The following is an 18,127-nucleotide window of genomic DNA, read 5'->3' on the forward strand; positions in this document are numbered from 1 at the left end:
GGTCGGTAACGGGTGGATCAAAGCTTGATGCAGACGTTGCGGAGTTCCGTGTAGAACTCGAGCGAATGCACGCCGCCTTCGCGGCCGATGCCCGATTGCTTCGCACCGCCGAATGCGGTGCGCAGGTCGCGCAGGAACCACGAGTTGACCCACGCGATGCCGACGTCGATCGACGCGGCGACGCGATGCGCGCGGGCCAGGCTGGTCGTCCAGATCGCGGTCGACAGCCCGTACACGTTCGCATTCGCGCGGCCGATCACCTCGGCTTCAGAGTCGAACGGCATCACGAGCGTGCACGGGCCGAAGATTTCCTCGCGCGCGATCGGCGAATCGTCGCCGAGGCCGGTCCAGATCGTCGGCTGTACCCATGCGCCGCCGCGCAGGTCGTCCGGCAGGTCGGGCACGCCGCCGCCCGTCACGACCGTCGCGCCGAGTTCGGTCGCCTTGCGGTAGTACGACAGCACCTTGTCGCGGTGTTCCTGGCTGATCAGCGGGCCGATGCCGGTCGTGTCCGCTTCCGGGCGGCCCGGCCGCAGCGCCTCGGCGCCTGCCTTCAGCGCGGCGACGAAACGCTCGAACAGCGGGCGCTCGACGTACACGCGCTCCGTGCCGAGACACACCTGCCCGGCATTCGCGAAGCACGAGCGCAACGTGCCCTCGACGGCCGCGTCGAAATCGCAATCGGCGAACACGATCGCCGCGTTCTTGCCGCCCATCTCGAGGCTGACGGGCCGCGCGCCGTCGGCGGCCGCCTTCATGATCGCCGCACCGGTGCGCGTCTCGCCGGTGAACGTGATCGCGTTCACGCCGGGATGGGTCGTCAGGAATTCGCCGGCTGAATCGGGCCCGAAGCCGTGCACGACGTTGTAGACGCCGCGCGGCACGCCCGCCGCGTTCATCACTTCGCCGAGCAGCGCGGCCGTCTGCGGCGTTTCCTCCGACGGCTTCACGACCACGGTGTTGCCGCACGCGAGTGCCGGCCCGACCTTCCACGTCATCAGCAGCAACGGCAGGTTCCACGGGCAGATCACGCCGACCACGCCGACCGGGCGGCGAATCGCGTAGTTGAGCGCGCCCGCCCCGTCCGGCGTCGCCATTTCGAAGGTTTCGCCCGGCACGTTCTTCACGATGTCGGCGAACACCTTGAAGTTCGCGGCGCCGCGCGGGATGTCGATATGGCTCGCGAGGCTCACCGGCTTGCCGGTGTCGGCCACTTCGGCCTCGAGAAAATCGTCGAAGCGGCGCGTGATGCCATCGGCTACCGCGTACAGGATCTCGACGCGCTGTGCGACCGTGAAGCCGCCCCACGGCCCCGACAGCGCCGCGCGCGCCGCGTGGACGGCCGCGTCGACGTCGGCGCGGCTCGCTTCGGCCACGCGCGCGATCACCGCGTTGTCGAGCGGCGAGCGCTTGTCGAACCAGCGTTCTCCGGCGCGATAGCTGCCGTCGATGAAATTGCGGACGAGCCGCACGTCCGGCTGCCCGCCGGCGGGGCCGCGCGTCGCGGCGATGGGTTCGGTGTCGTACATGATGTGTCTGTCGAGTGTCTTGAATCCGTGATCCGGTGGGTTCGTTCCGCGCGTTCGCGTGCCGTGCGTCATCGCGCGCGGAAGCCGGCGGCAGCGAGGCCCGCGTGCGCGCACTGTTCGTCCTGCGCCTCGCTGCCGCCCGACACACCGATGCCGCCGATCCGCGCGCCGTCGTCGTCGATCGGCAAGCCGCCGCCGAACGCGACGAAGCGTGCGCGCAAGACGAGCCCCTGCCGCACCGCGTCCGAATGCGTGGCCAGCGCGTCGTGCCAGCCGCCGGTCGGCACGCCGAAACTCGCGGCCGTGTACGCCTTGTCGATCGCGATGTCGATCGAATGCAGCGGCGCGCCGGGCATCCGCACGAAGGCCGCGAGCAGCCCCGCCGCATCGACCACCGCGACGTTCACGCGCACGCCGAGCCGTTCGGCCGCTTCTGCCGCCGCGTGCGCGGCGCGCGCGGCGGCCGGCCAGTCGATCGTGCGCAACGCGACGCTGCGGGTCGAATCGTTCCGTGCCATGACGCTGTGCTCCTTCGCGGGTCAGGTGTAGACGGTCGTGAACGCTTCGTTCAGCTCGCCGGAGTGGAAGAAGATCCCGCGCCCGAGTTCGTCCTCGGTCCAGGTCGTGACCGGGCGATCGGGTTGCGCGAGATAGCCGAGCCCCGCGAAGGTTTCGTTGCGGTTGCCGCTCGGATCGAAGAAGTAGATGGTCGTGCCGCGCGTGATGCCGTGCCGCGTGGGCGCGACGTCGATCTTCACCTTGTTCTTCGCCATCACGTCGGCCGACTTCAGCACGTCGGCCCAGTCGTCGAGGAAGAACGCGATGTGATGCAGGCCGTTGCGCGGGCCGCCGACGAACGCGATGTCATGCGGCGTCGAGCTGCGGAACATCCACGTCGCGGCGCGAATCGTGTTGCCCGGGCCGACCATCACCTGCTCGGCCAGATGGAAGTCGAGGCACTCGGCCATGAAGCGCGTGTTCTCCTCGACACGGTTCACGCCGGTCTCGGGATTCAGCTCGCACATCAGCAGGCAATGGTCGAGCCAGTGCACGGCCGAGCCCGGAATGTCGTCGGGCCACGGATCGGGATTCAGCGAACCGACGGCCGTGCCGACCTGCTCCTTCTGCGCGAACAGGCGCAATTCATGCCCGCTCGGCAGCAGGAACCGCAGCTGGCGGCCCATGGCCGGCAACGCGCCTTCCGGCAGCATCTCGGTCTTGATCCCGTACGCGTCGATCCGCTGCCGCAGCGTGTCCAGGTCGGCATCGCGCTCGACCTTGTAGGCCGCATGCTTGAGCCCGGCCTGGTCGGACGGCGACAGGATCAGCGAATAGCGGTCCCATTCGTCCCAGCATTTCAGGTAGACGTTGCCGGCCGCGTCGCGCATCGTCTCCTGCATGCCGAGCACGCGTATGTAATGACGCAGCGCTGCTTCCATGTCCATCACCTTCAGATTGACATGACCAATACGCATCACACTCATGGTGAGTCTCCTCCTTGGTTACTTGTTGAGTTCCGGCGTTCCGGCGTCCCGGCACAGGCCGATCCGCAGAAAAACGGCTTCTTCAGCCGGCCGGCCACTTCCAGTTCGACGTCGCCGTCGGCCGTCACGCGGCACGCGAGCGCATAACCGTCGTCCTCCTCCTCGGCGCTCACGTGCGCGCGGCTGACCGGCCCGAGCTTGCGCACCGCGCCGCGCAGCACGCGCACCTTGCACACGCCGCACCCGCCGTTCAGGCAGCCGACCGGGATGCCGCGCCGGCCGAGCTTCGCCATGCCGGCCAGCAGCGATTCGCCGGCGCCGCATGCGTAGCGCTCGTCGGTCTGCGCGATCGTCACCGTCGCGCACACACGGCCCGCGTCCACGTCACACCCGCCGGAACAGCGGGCTGCGCGTCTGTTGCGCGTCGGCCGCCGAAATGAACTTCTCGTGATAGATGTCGCGCTCGAACAGGCGCCCCTGCATCAGCGCGGTGATGCACGCGTCGATCATCGCGGGCGGCCCGCACAGGTAGGCTTGATGGCCGGAGAAGTCGCCGCCGAAATGCGCCTTCGCGACGTCGTGCACGAAGCCGTTCGCGACGCCGTCACCCGCGTCCGGTGCGCCTTCCGACAGCGCCGGCACGTACGTGAAATTCGGGTGGCGTTCGGCCAGCGCGCGGAATTCGTCGTGGTAATAAAGCTCCTTCGCGTTGCGCTGGCCGTAGATCAGCGTGATCGGCGCGGTAACGCCGCTCGCGAGCAGGTCGGCGATCATCGAGCGCGGGCTCGACAGCCCGGAGCCGCCGGCCATGAAGATCATCGGCAGCGCGGCCGAGCGGCGCACGAAGAAACGGCCGTACGGGCCCGACAGCCGCACACGGTCGCCGGTCGCCAGCTGCTCGTGCAGGTAGCCGGTGCCCAGGCCGCCCGGCACCTGACGCACGTTCAGCTCGATCTCGTCGGTGGCGGCCACATCGGCCGGCGCGTTCGCGATCGAGAACGCGCGGCTCTGCCCGAGCCCGGGGATTTCGAGCTGCACGTACTGGCCGGCCTGGAAATGGATCGGCTGCGACAGCTTCAGGCGGATCGACTTGATGGTCGGCGTGAGCTGCTCGATGCGCGTGACGTCGGCCACGAAGTCCTTGACCGGGATGATCTCCGCGTCGGGCTCCTCGTCGACGTCGGCCTCGATCACGGTGTCGGCCTGCAGCGTCGCGCAGCATGCGAGCGCCTTGCCTTCCTCGCGCTCGAAATCCATCAGCGCGAACGGGTTCGCGTCGCCAAGATCGGTCTCGCCGTCGAGCACGGCGACCTTGCAGGTGCCGCACAGGCCGTGACAGCACGCGTGCGGAATGTAGATGCCCTGGCGCAGCGCGGCATCGAGCATCGTCTGTCCTTCCTCGACCTCGATCGTGACGCCCAGCGGCTCGATGGTAAGTTGGTGGCTCATGATGGTTCGCTCGTCCGCGTGGCGGTCAGAAGCTCGCGCCGCCGAGGCCGTCGAGGCCCGGCGTGCGGAAGCTGATCAGGTCCTTGTGCCCGAGGCCGTTGCCGGCGAGGCTCTGCGCGGAGTCCGGCGTCCACGGCTCACCGGAGCGGAACCACTCGACGCGATCCCAGTCGATCTTCGCGAAATCCGGGTGGTAGCCGTAGACGGGCGGCAGCACGTCGCGCGCGAGCGCGCCGAACGGCAGGTCGGGCGGCAGCGGCAGGCAGAACGGCGCCGGGAACATCAGGTGGTCTTCCCAGCACACGTAGAGCAGCGGCGCCGGGAACTTCCCGACCGCGTCCTTCACCGGGAAGTCGTAGGGTTTGAGCGCGATGACGGCCATGTTTGTCTCCTGTCGGCCGGCGTTCGCGCCTTCGCGCGTGCGCCGGTCTCGTTCAAGGTTGCGTATTGATCAGTTGCTCGTGACCTGGCCGCGCCAGGCCGCGAAGTTCTTCTGGTCTTCCGAGCCTTCGAAATCGAGGTTGTCGCGGCCCATCTGCACCGCGTAGTAGTCGAGCACCGCGGCGAGCGGATCGAAGCCTTCCGCCGTCGGGTCCGCATCGGGCGGGAAGCAGTTGCCCTGATGGATCTGGTGCACCGGCAGCCACGCCTGCACGTACTTCTGCGGCTCGTGATCGAAGATTTCCTTGCAGTGATCGCTGCAGAAATGGAACTTGTTGCCGAGGTAATCCGATTCGCGCGCGCCGATCTTGCGGGCGTTGCCGGGCTCGGTGAACAGCATCGGGATCTGGCAGGTCTGGCACAGCATCGGCAGCGTCTTCATGTAGAAGCGGTTGCCGGCCTTCGCCTGCTCGCCCCAGTAATCGAAGCGCGGGCGGTAGTAGCGGTCGAACGAATCCGGATACTTCGCGGACAGCCACGCCATCTCGTCCTCGCCCGGCACCCACGTATGGAATGCGGACGCCGCGTTGAAGCCGTAGAACGTCGACCACGCCTGGTGGCTAATGTGGTCCTTGCCTTCGCATGCGTCCTGCCAGCCCTTCGGCTCGCGAATGCCGTAGCGCGCGAGATCCTTGAACAGCGCGCCGCCGTTCTGCTCCGCGTACATCTCCCACGATTCGCGCCAGCTCATCACGCGCTTCGGCTGCATGTAGTCCATCATCATCGCGACGAGCGTCAGCAGCCGGTAGCCGCGCCAGAACCACTTGTCGATCCAGCGCTGCACGATCGGCACGTTGTCGGGGTCCTGTTCGAGCAGGAACTTGATGCACTCGATGCCGAGCGTCATGTGACGCGATTCGTCCGATTGCGCGGAGAAGCCGAACGTGACGGTCGACATGTCGCCGTTGTACGCGGCGCCCGACATGAACGGCACGAACAGCAGGTTCGTCAGCACGTATTCGAACGAGAAGCTCACGGCGGTCAGGAATTCGAACGGCCCCGACGAATACGCATCCTCGAAGAACGACTTCGGCACCGACAGGTACCAGACGCGATCGAACCAGTGGTTCGAGTGATGGAACCCGTTGAAGAACCTGTTGTACGTCGACATCGCGTGCGTTTCGGTCTGGTAGTGCCGCAGCTCGTCGATCGACTGCATCTGGCACGCGATGCGCGCGCCCTCGCCGGTGAAATGCCGGCCGACGTGCGCGAAGCCGCGGTGCGCGAGGTATTCGAGCGGCGTCACGCCCTGGATGAACAGCTTCAGCGCATTGATGTAGCGCGCGTCCGTCACGCCGAGGAACGCGTTGTTCTGCGTGAACGCGTCGATCACCGCGTACAGTTTCTTTTCCTTCTCGCCCTGGTATTTCCAGTACGCGTCCATCGTCAGGCGGAACGGGTCGACCCACTTGTCCCAGTCGTGGATCTTGATGCCCTCGTAGCGGTCGTACGGGAATACCTTGTCCATCGGCTGGTAGGTCGTTTCCCAGCCGAGGCCGCGCGTCATCGCCGCGTAGCGGTCCTTCAGGCCGAGCTTTTTCTTGAGCGTAGGCGTATCCATTCGTGTCTCCGGTGTTGTCGGTGCGCGGTGCGCGGCGTTCAGTGCGACCAGCTCAGCGTGAACTGGTCGTCGTCCTCGTCGATGTGGCCCGACAGCGTGATCAGGTTCACCTGCAGCTGCTGCAGGTCGAAGCGCGTGCCGGTCAGTTCCTCGATCGTTTCGCGGCGGATCGTCAGGCGGTCCGGCGAATCGATCTTGACCATGCCGGGCGACTCGACCACCGTCGCGAGCGGGTTGTCCGCGACGATCGCCTCGACGATCGGTCTGGACTCCTCATTGGCCTGGAAGGCAATGAATACGTTGGACATGCTGGTTTCCCTGTTTGAGTGATTGACGCCCGTCGTCAGGACGCGATGCCGAGCTTCGCGATGCGCGCATGGAACAGCTCGCGCACTTCGTCGAGCGCCGCGCGACCGTCGTCCCGCAACGCCAGCTCCGCCACCGGCGCGAGTGCCGCATCGGCCCGGGCGGACCAGTCGCGCGTCCAGCGGGCAAGCAGTGCGCGGTTGTCGTCCGATTCGGCCGCCATCGTCTTCACGACCGCGTCGATCCAGCGGTTCGATTCCGTGTGCCATTCGGGCATGAACGCGGTCAGCATCGCGACGGCCGAGCCGCCCGCGAGCGCGATCCGTTCATCGACGAAGCGGTCGTATACGAGCGGATAAAGCAGCCCGTCGAGCGCGAGGTTCTGCGCGACGAACAGCTCGACCGGATCGGCGACGACCAGCGTGTCCTCGACGTAGCGGCGCAGCGGTTGCCACGCGGCGCCGGTCAGCCATGCCGCCTTGGCCGTGTCGAGCGTGTCGGGCTCGGCCATCGCAAGCGCGAGACGCGTGAGGTACTGCGCGACGCCGAGGTTGTCCATCGCATGGAACATCGCGGGGGCGGTGAACGCCGTGCCGTAGCCGAGCGCGCAGACCTGCGCGTTGTTCATGTTCGCGCCCCACGCCGCGTGGCGCAGCGGCACCAGCACGTCGAGCGCGTGCGCAGCGACGTCGTCGCGCATCAGGCCTATCATCCGGCGCGATTCGACGAACTCGAAGTTCGCTTCCATCGTGTCCTGCTGGCGCGCCCGCGCGGTTGCCCACGACGCGTAGTAGAACTGGCGCGGGTCCTTCAGCGCATACCAGTCCGCCATCCGGATCGCCGAGCGCGACGCGTCGAAGATCTCGTGATCGGGGTCCCACGTCGGCCGGTAATGGAAGTTCGCCTGGGGCTGCGCGCCCATCATGCCTTCCTGGTAGCGCGTCGCCGTCCTGTCGCCGCCGATGTGCTGCGCGACGTGCGCAAAGGTGTGCCGGAGCGGCTTGATGTCGACTGTCTTCAGCTCGATGGTCACTTCTTGCTCCTCAAGGTCATGGGTTCGCTTCGACGTCCAGCCGCGTGACCTGCTGTTCGCGGCAGAACGCGTCGAAGGCGGCAGGAGGCAACGTCAGCTCGACGCACAGCTCCGGCGCGCCGCCGATCGACAGCTCGAATTCGACGAAGCCGCGTGAGTTCGTGCCGGTCACGCGGACGCACTTGCGGCCCGGGTCGAGCGGAGAAAGATCGGTGTCGGGTGGATTCATGTTCGGTGTCGCCTCCATGCCGTCCTTCAATGCAGCATCCGTGCCACACTCGGCCGGCCTTGCAAAAAATCTCGATAATTCAGGGAAAGCCCTGACGTAAAGTTTGAATTCGAGATCCACAATGGCGGTTAACCAGAACGCGATCCGCGCCCGGACTATCGCGCCGAACCCTTGATCAGGCGGACTTCTTCATCATTTGATCAACCCGGTTTCGCGCATTTGATCAAATGATCAACCCGTCACGTGTCCCGGGGCGACGCTGGTGGAAATTTCGAAAATCACGAGAAATCTCGACGGAGGAGACATGACGCGGCCCAGCCTGCCCCCCTTGCCGCCAGACACCGACCTGCGCAAGCTGATCCATTTTTCGGCGAGCGACGGCCGCATCTGGCTCGCCGGACAGCGGATGGTGCTGCTCCATGCCGGCGCGCTGGCGACGCTGCGCCAGGAACTGATGGAAAGCGTCGGCCCGGCACAGACGCGGCGATTCTTCACGCGCGTCGGTTTTGCCGCCGGCGAACGGGACGCCGCGCTCGCGCGCGAGATCCGCAGCGGCGCATCGCTGTTCGACATGTTTCATGTCGGCCCGCAGTTGCACATGCTCGAAGGCGCGGTGCAGGTCACGCCGCTGCGTTTCGAAGCGGACCCTGCGACCGGTGCGTTCTATTGCGAGTACCGGTGGGAGCATTCCTGGGAAGCCGACGTGCACCGCCGCACGTTCGGCCCGCAGCCCGAGCCCGTGTGCTGGATGCTGATCGGCTATGCGACCGGCTATACGAGCGCATTCATCGGCCGGACCATCCTGTTCAAGGAAACGTCCTGTGTCGGCATGCACGATCCGCACTGCACGATCGTCGGCAAGCCGGCCGACGAATGGCCCGATGCGGAGGAAATCTCGTCGTGGTTCAAGGCCGATTCGCTGATCAATACGATCCGCGACCTGCAGACCGAGGTCGAATCGCTGCGCCTCGAAATCGCACCCGACGACAGCCGGACGAAGCTCGTCGGGCGCTCCGATGCGTTTCGCGCCGCATACGCGCTGCTCGAAACGGCCGCGCCGACCAAGGTCGCCGTGCTGCTCACCGGCGAGACGGGCGTCGGCAAGGAACGGTTCGCCCGCGCGCTGCACAGCCTCAGCCCGCGCGCCGCGAAGCCGTTCGTCGCGATCAACTGCGCGGCGATTCCGCACGCACTGATCGAATCGGAACTGTTCGGCGCGGAGAAGGGCGCGTTCACGGGCTCGCAGGCCACGCGCGCCGGGCGCTTCGAGCGCGCGGACGGCGGCACGCTGTTCCTCGACGAGATCGGCGAACTGCCGCTCGACGTGCAGGCCAAGCTGCTGCGCGTGCTTCAGGAGGGCGAAGTCGAGCGGCTCGGCGCGACGGAAGGCAGGAAGGTCGACGTGCGCGTCGTCGCGGCGACCAACCGCGACCTCGAACAGGCCGTGCGCGACGGCACCTTTCGCGCGGACCTCTATTACCGGATCAACGTCTACCCGGTGCTGATCCCGCCGCTGCGCGACCGGCAGGACGACATCGCGCTGCTCGCCGACGCGATGCTCGAACGCTTCGCGTCGCTGCACGGCAAGCCGGCGCCCACGCTGACCGACTATGCATACGACACGCTGCGCGGCTACCGGTGGCCCGGCAACGTACGCGAGCTCGAGAACCTGATCGAGCGCGCGGTGATCCTGTCACGCTCGAACCGGCCGGTCGACGCGAAGGACCTGTTCCCCGGCGTCGGGCTGCCCGGCGGCGCGACGGTCGACCGTGCAGGGCAGATTCGCCCGGCGGCCGCGCTGTCGATCGACTGCGCGACGCTGCTCGACCAGTTGCAGGGCGGCGGCGGGCTCGACGGCCTCGAGCGCGCGCTGCTGCATGAAGCCGTCGACCGCGCGAACGGCAACCTGTCGGCCGCCGCACGCCTGCTCGGCGTGACACGCGCGCAGCTCAGCTACCGCCTCAATCGCAAACACGATCAGGAGGACGCCTGACATGAACACCATCCTGCCCGCGCCCCCGTTCACCGACACGCTGCCCGACGACGCGTCGGCGGCCGACGATACCGTCGAGCCGCATGCCCGCACGCTCAGCGAGCATGCCTACCATCAGCTGCGCCAGCACATCGTCGAAGGCCACTACCCGCCGGGCGCGAAGCTGCGCGTCGAGCATCTGAAGAACGTGTACGGCGTCGGCGCCGGCACGCTGCGCGAAGCGCTCACGCGGCTCGTCAGCGATGCGCTGGTCGTCGCCGAAGGGCAGCGCGGCTTTCGCGTGACGCCGATGTCGGTCGACGATCTCGAAGCGATCACACGGCTGCGCGTCCACATCGAGGTCGATGCATTGCGCGAATCCGTGCGACGCGGCGACGACGCATGGGAACAGCGCGTGCGCCAGAGCTTCGAGATGCTGTCGGCGTGGGAACAACCGGTGTCGATCGCGCACCGGACCGCGTGGGAAGCCTGCAACCGGCGCTTTCACGAAGCGCTGATCTCGGCCGCCGCGACGCCGTGGACCTACCTGATCCTGCGGATGCTGTCGCAGCAAAGCGAACGGTACCGGCGCGTGTGCATTGGGCTCGGCGATTCGAAGCGCGACGTGCATGCGGAACACACGTGCCTGTTCGATGCCGCGATGCGGCGCGCCGATGCGCGCGCGGCGCTCGCGCTCGAGGACCATATCGGCACGACGCTCGCGGTGGTGCGCAACGCGCCGCCCGGCACGCTGCCGTTCTAGCGCTTCACGGCATGCTTGCGGCGCTCAGGCCAGTTCGGGATAACCGTGCGCGGCCGCGTCCTGCGCGAACCGTGCAATCGTGTCGTAGTCGGCCGGCAGCAGCCGTTCGAAGCCCTTCAGCCGCAGCACGCGCGCCCGTTGCGCGTCGGCGGCCGCCGCACGATCGAGCGCGTCCTGCAACGCGCCGACCTGTGTTTCCGGCAGCGCGCGCGATGCGATGAACGGCAATCCCGGCGCGGAAGCCGTCGTACCGATGACCCGGATGTCCTTCAGCAGATCGGGCAACGCGTCGCGGATATAAGCAAACGTCACGCAGTCAATCGCCCCGCAATCGGCATCGCCCGACGCCAGCGCACGCAGCACGTTCACGTGCGAGCCAACCGGCGTGACCGACCCGAAGAAATGCCCGTCATGCGCATGCGGCGCGACCGCGTGCCTGAATGCGTTCATCCCGCTGTGTGAATCGTCGCCGTTGAGTGCGGCGCGCAGCCCGCGACAGGCGGCGAGCGTCGTCGCGCCGCCCGCGTGCACGCGCGCCGACACGACCAGCACGCTGCTGTAGCGCGCTCCGTCGCAGCCGTCCGCATCGAAAGCGGGCGTTGCGATCAAACGCACGACGCCGCGCAATCCGAGCATCCGGTACGGGTAGCCGCAGGTCTGCGACAGCAGCAGATCGTCGCGCCGCCACAGCGCATGCAGGTCGTCGAACGGCGCATCGGGCAGCGCTACGCCGGCAGGGCCGCCCGCCTTCGCGAACGCGTCGAGCGCATCGCGCAACAACGCGCGCCACAGGGCGGCGTGGTGCGGCGTCACGTTGTACATCGGCAGTACTGCGATCCATGGGTTCATGCGGGCATTCTACGCACCGGCGGCGGTCCCGATGCTTATCGGCCTCGTCACGATAAGCAAATGCGAATCGATTGGTTGGCGCGGCAGCGCCGCCCCGGTACCGTTCGAGGGCCTGCCGGCGCTGCCACCTTGCGCAATGCCGGACAGGCCGACCGTGATCCGCGAGACACCTGCGCACCGGGCCGAGCGCACCGGTTCCATCGCTCGTTCCCCGCACTGCCCGATCCATCCGCCTCAACGCCATGGCCGAATACTTCGACGTCGATCACGCGCGCGCGATTGCCGCGCTCGGCGCCCGCTTCACCGCCCGCACCGAGTGGCCGACCTGGCTGCTGGTCGCCGTCATCTACGGCGGCTGGCTGGCCGTGCTGCTGCTCGTGCGCGACGGGCACCTGTCGCTCGCGGCCGCGACGCCGCCGCTGATCCTGCTCGGCGCATGGCACTTGTCGCTGCAGCACGAACTGCTGCACGGCCATCCGACGCGTTCCGCGTTCGTGAACAAGCTGCTCGGCTATCCGCCGCTGACGGTCTGGTATCCGTACACGCTGTATCGCGACACGCACCTCGAGCATCATCGCGACGAAGACCTGACCGTGCCGGGCGTCGATCCTGAAACGAATTACGTGACGCGCGAACGCTGGGCGCGGCTGCCGCGCTGGCGTCGCGCGCTGACGGTCGCGCGCAAGACTTTCATCGGACGAATCGTCGTGGGGCCGCCGCTCGCCATCGCCGCGACGGTCGCCGATGCGGTCGCCAGGTTCCGGCGCGGCGACTTCCGCCATCTGCCGATGTGGATCATGCACGTAGCCTGCGCGGTCGTGCTGCTCGCATGGCTGCAACGCGAGATCGGCGTGCCGTGGTGGTACTACCTGCTGGCCGTCACGTGGCCCGCGCTGTCGCTCGCGATGATCCGCTCGCTGTACGAGCACCGCGCCGCGCGGCACCCGAAGGCACGCATCACGATCAACGAGGCCGGCTTCGCGATGCGGCTGCTGTACCTGAACAACAACTACCACCTCGTTCATCACGACCTGCCGAAGCTGCCGTGGTACGACCTGCCGCGCGCGTACCGGATGCGGCGCGACGCGTATGCGAAGAAATGCGGCGGCTTCGTGATCCGCGGCGGGTATCGCGCGTTGCTCGCGCGCCATGCGTGGACGCCGACCGATACGCCCGTGCATCCGTTCGACGAAGGCACGGCGTCGCTGTCGACGGGGAGCGGGGTGAAGGTGGCCGTGGTCGACGAGGTGCTGCAGATCAGTACGTGACGTGCGGCGGCGCCGCACTTCTTCGCGAAGCAGCCGGATTCAGCGACGCGGGCGTCAGGCCGTTCGGCCGCCGATTCGTCCGACGCGCCGCATTTTTCTTACGAAATGCCGACGATGCCGCTCGTGCCCGCGCATTGCCAATTGCGCCGCCAATGCCCAGAATGACGGCTCATCCGGGGCTTCCAACAATCATTCGCCCCGGCTATGCCTCGCGGCCGCGCGCCGCATTCCCCGACGACGATGCAACCGAACTCCCCGCCCGGCGCAATCCGCGCGATCGGCAACGACTGGTCCGTTTCCGCGATCACCGCGGGCTTTCTCGCGGTCCTGATTTCCTACGCGGGCCCGCTCGCGATTTTCTTCCAGGCGTCGCAGGCCGCGCACGTGTCCAATGAAATGGTGTCGTCGTGGGTCTGGGCGATCTCGATCGGCGCGGGCATCTCGGGCCTGTTCGCGAGCTGGAAGCTGAAGGTGCCGGTCGTCACCGCATGGTCGGCACCCGGCACCGCGCTGCTCGTCGGCCTGTTTCCGCAACTGACGCTCAACCAGGCCGTCGGCGCCTATATCACGGCCGCGCTGATCATCCTGCTGATCGGCGTGACCGGCTATTTCGACCGGCTCGTGCGTCACATTCCGCGCGGCATCGCGTGCGGGATGATGGCCGGCATCCTGCTGCCGTTCGGCACGCACGCGTTCGCCGCCGCATCGGAGCAGCCCGCGCTCGCGTTCGGGATGATCGCGGCCTACGTGATCTTCAAGCGCCTGCTGCCGCGCTACAGCATCGTGCTCGTGCTGCTGACGGGCGCCGCGCTCGCGACGGCGCTCGGGATGACGCATCTCGGCAACGTGTCGCCGAGCATCGCGCACCCGATCTTCATCGCGCCCGAATGGGCGCTCGGCACGACGCTCAGCCTCGCGCTGCCGCTCGTCGTCGTGAGCCTCACCGGCCAGTTCCTGCCGGGCATGACGATCCTGCGCGTGTCCGGCTATCACACGCCCGCGCGCCCGATCATCACGGCGACCAGCGTGATGTCGCTCGTGGTCGCGTGCTTCGGCGGGATCACGATCGTCGTCGCGGCGATCACCGCGGCGCTGTGCACCGGCAAGGACGCGCACGAGGATGCGGGCCGGCGCTACGTCGCCGGGCTCGCGAACGGTGCGTTCTACCTGGTCGGCGGACTCTTCGCGGGCACGATCGTCACGGTGTTCTTCGCGCTACCGAAGGCGTTCGTCGCGATCCTCGCGGGGCTCGCGCTGATCGGCGCGATCGGCGCGAACGTGCACGGGATCTTCGAGGACGAGAATCACCGCGAGGCGTCGGTGATCACGTTCCTCGCGACCGCGTCGGGCATGACGTGGCTCGGGCTCGGTTCCGCGTTCTGGGGGATCGTGATCGGGTCGTTTTCGTATGCGGTACTGAACAAGGTGCGGCGACAGGCATGATGCGCCACGCGCGCAACGCTCGCCGCCGCGTCGCTCAGCGCGCGTGCTGGCGCAATAGCTGCACGAGTGCATCGGCCGGCGCCGTCGCCCCGTAAAGCCGCTCCGACACGCCCGCCTCGACGTCGATCTGTCCGGCGTTGTGCACGTCGTAGAGATCGACGATCAACTGCGCATGGCGTTCGCCGAGGCCCGCGCGCAGCAACGTCGCGGCCCAGGTGTCGCGCGGCAGTTCGCGCGCGACGACGGCACGGCCGGCCGCCGCGCCGAGCGTATCGGCAATCGTCGTCACGCTCACCCGCTGCGGCCCTTCGACGCTGACGATGCGCGGCCCGTTGCCGCCTTCTGGCGCATCGAGCAGCAGCCGCGCCGCGACGACGCCCACATCGGGCGCCCAGACCGTCGGGAACACCTTGCCGACCGGATGGTGAAAGCTCGGCAGCACGCCGGTGCCGAGCGCGACCGGCAGCACGCGCGCCCAGTTCTGCAGATGCTCGGCCGAACGTAGCAGCGTCAATTGCGTCGGGATCGTTCTCAGCCGTTCCTCGAGGTAATAGAACAGACGCGTGATGCCCGTGTTGCCTTCGCGCTCCGCGCCGTAATCCGACAGGGCGAGCAGCGCGGGCGGCGGGTTTGCGGCGAGTGCGGCGGTGGCGACGTCGATCGTCCGCGTCATCGTCGCGGCCGGATCGGGGTCGGCGACGGGTACCGGGCACAGTATCTGTACGGCCTGTGCGCCGTCGATTGCAGATGCGACCGCGTTCACGTCCGTCAGCTCGGCGATCACGACATCGCAGCCAAGCTGCGCGAAGCGTTCACGATGGCGTGCGTCGCGCAACACCGCGCGCACGGGATGGCCGGCGTTGCGCAAGGTCGTCACGGTCGACTGGCCGACGTTGCCTGATGCTCCGAAGATCACGAACACGATCCGCTCCTGGGGGGATGAAGGTGGGGTGATTGTCGGGTTGGAGAGCCCGGGTGTCGGACACAAACGGATGAATCGGACAGAAATGGACGAACGATTCAACGTCTGACGATTTTTCGCGGAACTGGATAAACCCCAGTAGCACGCGTTCGACACCTCACGGTCTTTGTAATCAAGGGGACGGGAGCGAAACAATGCGAATACAAGAGCCACCCGGAGTCGGTATTTGCTTGCGGCTGATCGCCTTGACGGCTGGCCACCCTGGTGAAGCGGCTGACGCTGAGTGGGATGAGTTCGACGACGAGAATGTGCAACGCTGATCACCCGAGACTCATGTCTAAAGAACTAAGTCTCAGATGATCGCGATTTCGTTGGCGCTGCCGAAACACCACTTCCGACTCAGGCTTTGGGCACCATGTCGAAACGCCGCACCGAACTTTTGCGAGTTACTGAGCGCGAATAAATTTGACAGTTGATCACGTTCTAACCTGCGGCTAACAACCAACCGCACAAATCGCAGTTGCTCAGCAAGGCCAGATCGCTCCCCGCGCGGGGAGTCCCCACTGATCGCCCATGCTCGCCCATGCTCGCCCATGGACAAGACGTACAGACCAGATTCCCATTGCGGGATTCCGAGCAATCTCAATAAAAATCAGATTCATCCCGAAATTTTTAAGGATGCATCTCATGTACTTTCTTGCTCGAATCGGGTTCACTCCTTTCGATTCCCAACCTCTTTTTGTTAGAAGGTGGTCATATAGCCGGTGAACAGCCGATGAACTTGCTTTCAGCAATGAAGCACGCCACCCAAATCGAAGCAATATTTCAAATCCTCAATGATATGGAGCGGTCAATGAGAGCCAATCTGATAGGTCGAGCGCAGTGTGTAGTGGGAGATATGACTTCTCACGGAGGGGTTGTCATATCCGGAAATCAATTTCACACATGGAACGACATTCCAATTGCGCGCCAAGGCGATCTTGTGACCTGCCCAAAATGCCCGCCCCATATTTTCAGGATCGCAGAAGGCCTCGAAACGTCGATAAGTGACGATCGGCCCATGGCCGTCGAAGGGCATAGAACGACCTGCGGAGCGGTGCTTATAGCACGGATGGCCCCAGCGAACATGGTCTCCGCTCATACCGCATTCGCGAACGGCTGTGGTTACGACGAGCAATTCGTCTTGCGTGATCTGGACGGGCATCCGATTCCAGGGATGCCCTACAAAATCACGGCAGCAGACGGCACGGTATATCGCGGAACCACCGACATGCATGGACGTACTGAGCGCGTAATGTGCGTAGAAACACAGAGCCTAACCATCGAACCAGATATGGATTGGCTGCTTACACGTTAAATCCAGGATTCATCGATGACAAATCTCGCATGGTCAGGCAGCGCCGCGACCAATACTACACCGCATAGCTTCCAATTAGTTCAAACTGACGTGATACGTTACGTCAATACAGTCGACACCGACAGTGGCTGGTTACTTGTCGGGAGAGACGATCTTCCACGCTCAGAGTGGAAATCGCTTTTCAAGTATTGCAAAGTCATGCTTATTGGCAGAAAAAATGGCCGCACCTACTTCAAGGTAATGGAAGGGGAATCTCGGGGAACAATCGCCTTTCTGTCAGATTCGAACGCCAGCCAATACCTTGGCAAGACAGCGCCCACACAAAAACCTGTCGAACTCGTCATGACCTATGGCGCTTATGATGAGAGTTGGGAATCAATCACCCGGAAGAGAATGTTGCCACAGCAATTAGCCAGTGGGACACTCGGCGAAATCAGGTTTGAAGCGACAATGAACACAAGCTGGGGCGGTGAATTTCATCCTATCCCACCCGGAACCTATACAATTTTGCTACCCGACTTCCCTCACAAAAAAGAATATACCGAACAGTATAAACGCGAACATCCAAATCTATCCCATCATCAAGTCTGGTTTCCTATCGCCCATGGCAACAACAGCAGATATGTTCACGTGGGAAACGTATCGGAAGGATGCGTTACCGTTGTGCACCTGAAGAAGTGGTCCGAGATTCACGAAACGCTTGTTCGCCACCGCGGTCCAGACGGAAACAGCGTAGGCACCCTCATTGTCAAAGGTCAACCTCGGAGAACAAGATAGTGCGTAGCTGCCCCCTTTACACCGCTTGCTTTCTCGCTGCGATCATCGGGTTCTCCGATTGGTCATTCGCATCATCTGATTTAAACAGCAGCCCCGCAACCGAGTGGACCATGTTCAGAAGAACAGCCGAAGGATATCGAGAAAATATAAACAAAAATGAGAGCATTAGAAATGCAAGGGAGGCCGAAGAGAGAGGTCGAAAGGCATTCCTAAATGGAGATCTTCAAAAGGCTTACCTCCATGGCTACGGTGACGCAATAGCATGGCTCCCGAGGCCCGAGTATTTTTTTATAGTCGGAGATATCAATCTTCGCCACAAATTATCACTTCACAGCGACTCCCCTTACGCAACATCAGAATACAAGAAATGTTGGGATAAGTATCTATTCGCCATCGATGTACAGAGAACTATTAATTACGATTTTCAAAGAGGATTTGGGCTGACAGAGGAATTGAATTTATCGACCACCAAGAACTCAAAAATCTACAAGCAAGCCATCGCCAACGCATCCTGCTTCGCACGATTGACAAGCAAATATTCTGAAGGAGTAGGTCCACAGTGCGTGCCAGTCAATGAAGTAAAAGCATGCCTCGGGAGTCCGCTGTTGTTTCTATATCACTAGGCCATAAACCCGCCATCGCCGCTGTTTAGGTTAGGGGTGGCATCCACTCGCGCTCCCTTTCACCAACCCCATTACTGCCCCAGACACACCGCCGCATCTTGTACGTTCATGCCCGGATTCC

19 protein-coding genes are annotated in these 18,127 nt (G+C 64.9%); 7 read left to right on the top strand and 12 right to left on the bottom strand.

Annotated features, from left to right (window positions below; translation table 11 throughout):
• Positions 1-17 precede the first annotated feature (17 nt).
• The 10 genes from PQB87_RS32850 to PQB87_RS32895 all read right to left on the bottom strand — a co-directional run bounded on the left by PQB87_RS32850 (position 18) and on the right by PQB87_RS32895 (position 8,032).
• Positions 18-1,529, bottom strand: a complete 1,512-nt coding sequence (locus PQB87_RS32850) for a 2-hydroxymuconic semialdehyde dehydrogenase (protein WP_175830952.1) — start codon at positions 1,527-1,529, stop codon at positions 18-20.
• Positions 1,530-1,597: 68 nt separating this feature from the next.
• Positions 1,598-2,047 (bottom strand): GlcG/HbpS family heme-binding protein, encoded by a 450-nt coding sequence (locus PQB87_RS32855; RefSeq protein ID WP_059684932.1) that lies wholly within the window; start codon positions 2,045-2,047, stop codon positions 1,598-1,600.
• A 21-nt stretch (positions 2,048-2,068) separates the two neighbouring features.
• Positions 2,069-3,013, bottom strand: a complete 945-nt coding sequence (locus tag PQB87_RS32860) for a catechol 2,3-dioxygenase (protein ID WP_059684930.1) — start codon at positions 3,011-3,013, stop codon at positions 2,069-2,071.
• Positions 3,010-3,396 (bottom strand): 2Fe-2S iron-sulfur cluster-binding protein, encoded by a 387-nt coding sequence (locus PQB87_RS32865; protein ID WP_059684929.1) that lies wholly within the window; start codon positions 3,394-3,396, stop codon positions 3,010-3,012. Before PQB87_RS32865 ends, PQB87_RS32860 begins: the two co-directional genes overlap by 4 nt.
• 1 nt (position 3,397) lies before the next feature.
• The gene (locus PQB87_RS32870; protein ID WP_233344519.1) at positions 3,398-4,462 is read right to left on the bottom strand and encodes an NADH:ubiquinone reductase (Na(+)-transporting) subunit F; all 1,065 of its coding nucleotides are present in this window, start codon (positions 4,460-4,462) and stop codon (positions 3,398-3,400) included.
• 25 nt (positions 4,463-4,487) lie between these two features.
• Complete coding sequence (locus PQB87_RS32875; RefSeq protein ID WP_233344518.1) at positions 4,488-4,844, bottom strand: phenol hydroxylase subunit P4; 357 nt, start codon at positions 4,842-4,844, stop codon at positions 4,488-4,490.
• A gap of 69 nt (positions 4,845-4,913) precedes the next feature.
• Entirely contained in the window at positions 4,914-6,464 is a 1,551-nt protein-coding gene (locus PQB87_RS32880; RefSeq protein WP_059695187.1) for an aromatic/alkene/methane monooxygenase hydroxylase/oxygenase subunit alpha, read from the bottom strand.
• A 38-nt stretch (positions 6,465-6,502) separates the two neighbouring features.
• Complete coding sequence (locus tag PQB87_RS32885) at positions 6,503-6,772, bottom strand: MmoB/DmpM family protein (protein ID WP_059684923.1); 270 nt, start codon at positions 6,770-6,772, stop codon at positions 6,503-6,505.
• Between the two features lie 35 nt (positions 6,773-6,807).
• On the bottom strand, positions 6,808-7,803 hold the full coding sequence (locus PQB87_RS32890; RefSeq protein WP_059684920.1) for a ferritin family protein: 996 nt from the start codon (positions 7,801-7,803) through the stop codon (positions 6,808-6,810).
• 16 nt (positions 7,804-7,819) lie between these two features.
• Positions 7,820-8,032 (bottom strand): phenol hydroxylase subunit, encoded by a 213-nt coding sequence (locus PQB87_RS32895; protein ID WP_226127088.1) that lies wholly within the window; start codon positions 8,030-8,032, stop codon positions 7,820-7,822.
• Between the two features lie 304 nt (positions 8,033-8,336).
• Here PQB87_RS32895 and PQB87_RS32900 point away from each other — a divergent pair, with 304 nt between their 5' ends.
• The gene (locus PQB87_RS32900; protein ID WP_301862000.1) at positions 8,337-10,025 is read left to right on the top strand and encodes a sigma-54-dependent Fis family transcriptional regulator; all 1,689 of its coding nucleotides are present in this window, start codon (positions 8,337-8,339) and stop codon (positions 10,023-10,025) included.
• Position 10,026: 1 nt separating this feature from the next.
• Entirely contained in the window at positions 10,027-10,767 is a 741-nt protein-coding gene (locus PQB87_RS32905) for a GntR family transcriptional regulator (RefSeq protein ID WP_301861998.1), read from the top strand.
• Between the two features lie 24 nt (positions 10,768-10,791).
• Here the strand turns inward: PQB87_RS32905 and PQB87_RS32910 are convergent, their stop codons facing one another.
• On the bottom strand, positions 10,792-11,616 hold the full coding sequence (locus tag PQB87_RS32910) for a phosphate/phosphite/phosphonate ABC transporter substrate-binding protein (protein ID WP_059684912.1): 825 nt from the start codon (positions 11,614-11,616) through the stop codon (positions 10,792-10,794).
• A gap of 242 nt (positions 11,617-11,858) precedes the next feature.
• Here PQB87_RS32910 and PQB87_RS32915 point away from each other — a divergent pair, with 242 nt between their 5' ends.
• Together PQB87_RS32915 and PQB87_RS32920 are read left to right on the top strand one after the other, a co-directional pair.
• Positions 11,859-12,884, top strand: a complete 1,026-nt coding sequence (locus tag PQB87_RS32915; RefSeq protein WP_489243338.1) for a fatty acid desaturase — start codon at positions 11,859-11,861, stop codon at positions 12,882-12,884.
• 240 nt (positions 12,885-13,124) lie between these two features.
• Positions 13,125-14,327 (top strand): benzoate/H(+) symporter BenE family transporter, encoded by a 1,203-nt coding sequence (locus tag PQB87_RS32920; RefSeq protein WP_489243339.1) that lies wholly within the window; start codon positions 13,125-13,127, stop codon positions 14,325-14,327.
• A 34-nt stretch (positions 14,328-14,361) separates the two neighbouring features.
• Here the strand turns inward: PQB87_RS32920 and PQB87_RS32925 are convergent, their stop codons facing one another.
• Complete coding sequence (locus tag PQB87_RS32925; RefSeq protein ID WP_489243340.1) at positions 14,362-15,249, bottom strand: NmrA family NAD(P)-binding protein; 888 nt, start codon at positions 15,247-15,249, stop codon at positions 14,362-14,364.
• Positions 15,250-16,024: 775 nt separating this feature from the next.
• Here PQB87_RS32925 and PQB87_RS32930 point away from each other — a divergent pair.
• From PQB87_RS32930 to PQB87_RS32940, 3 genes are all read left to right on the top strand, one after another.
• Positions 16,025-16,606, top strand: coding sequence for a PAAR domain-containing protein (locus PQB87_RS32930; protein ID WP_489243341.1), 582 nt, complete (start codon positions 16,025-16,027; stop codon positions 16,604-16,606).
• Positions 16,607-16,621: 15 nt separating this feature from the next.
• Positions 16,622-17,383: a hypothetical protein gene (locus PQB87_RS32935; RefSeq protein WP_155635678.1), complete on the top strand. Its 762-nt coding sequence runs from the start codon at positions 16,622-16,624 to the stop codon at positions 17,381-17,383.
• A 110-nt stretch (positions 17,384-17,493) separates the two neighbouring features.
• Positions 17,494-18,006, top strand: coding sequence for a hypothetical protein (locus tag PQB87_RS32940; RefSeq protein ID WP_155635677.1), 513 nt, complete (start codon positions 17,494-17,496; stop codon positions 18,004-18,006).
• Positions 18,007-18,127: the final 121 nt, after the last annotated feature.

The organism is Burkholderia sp. KL41, from assembly GCF_057005415.2.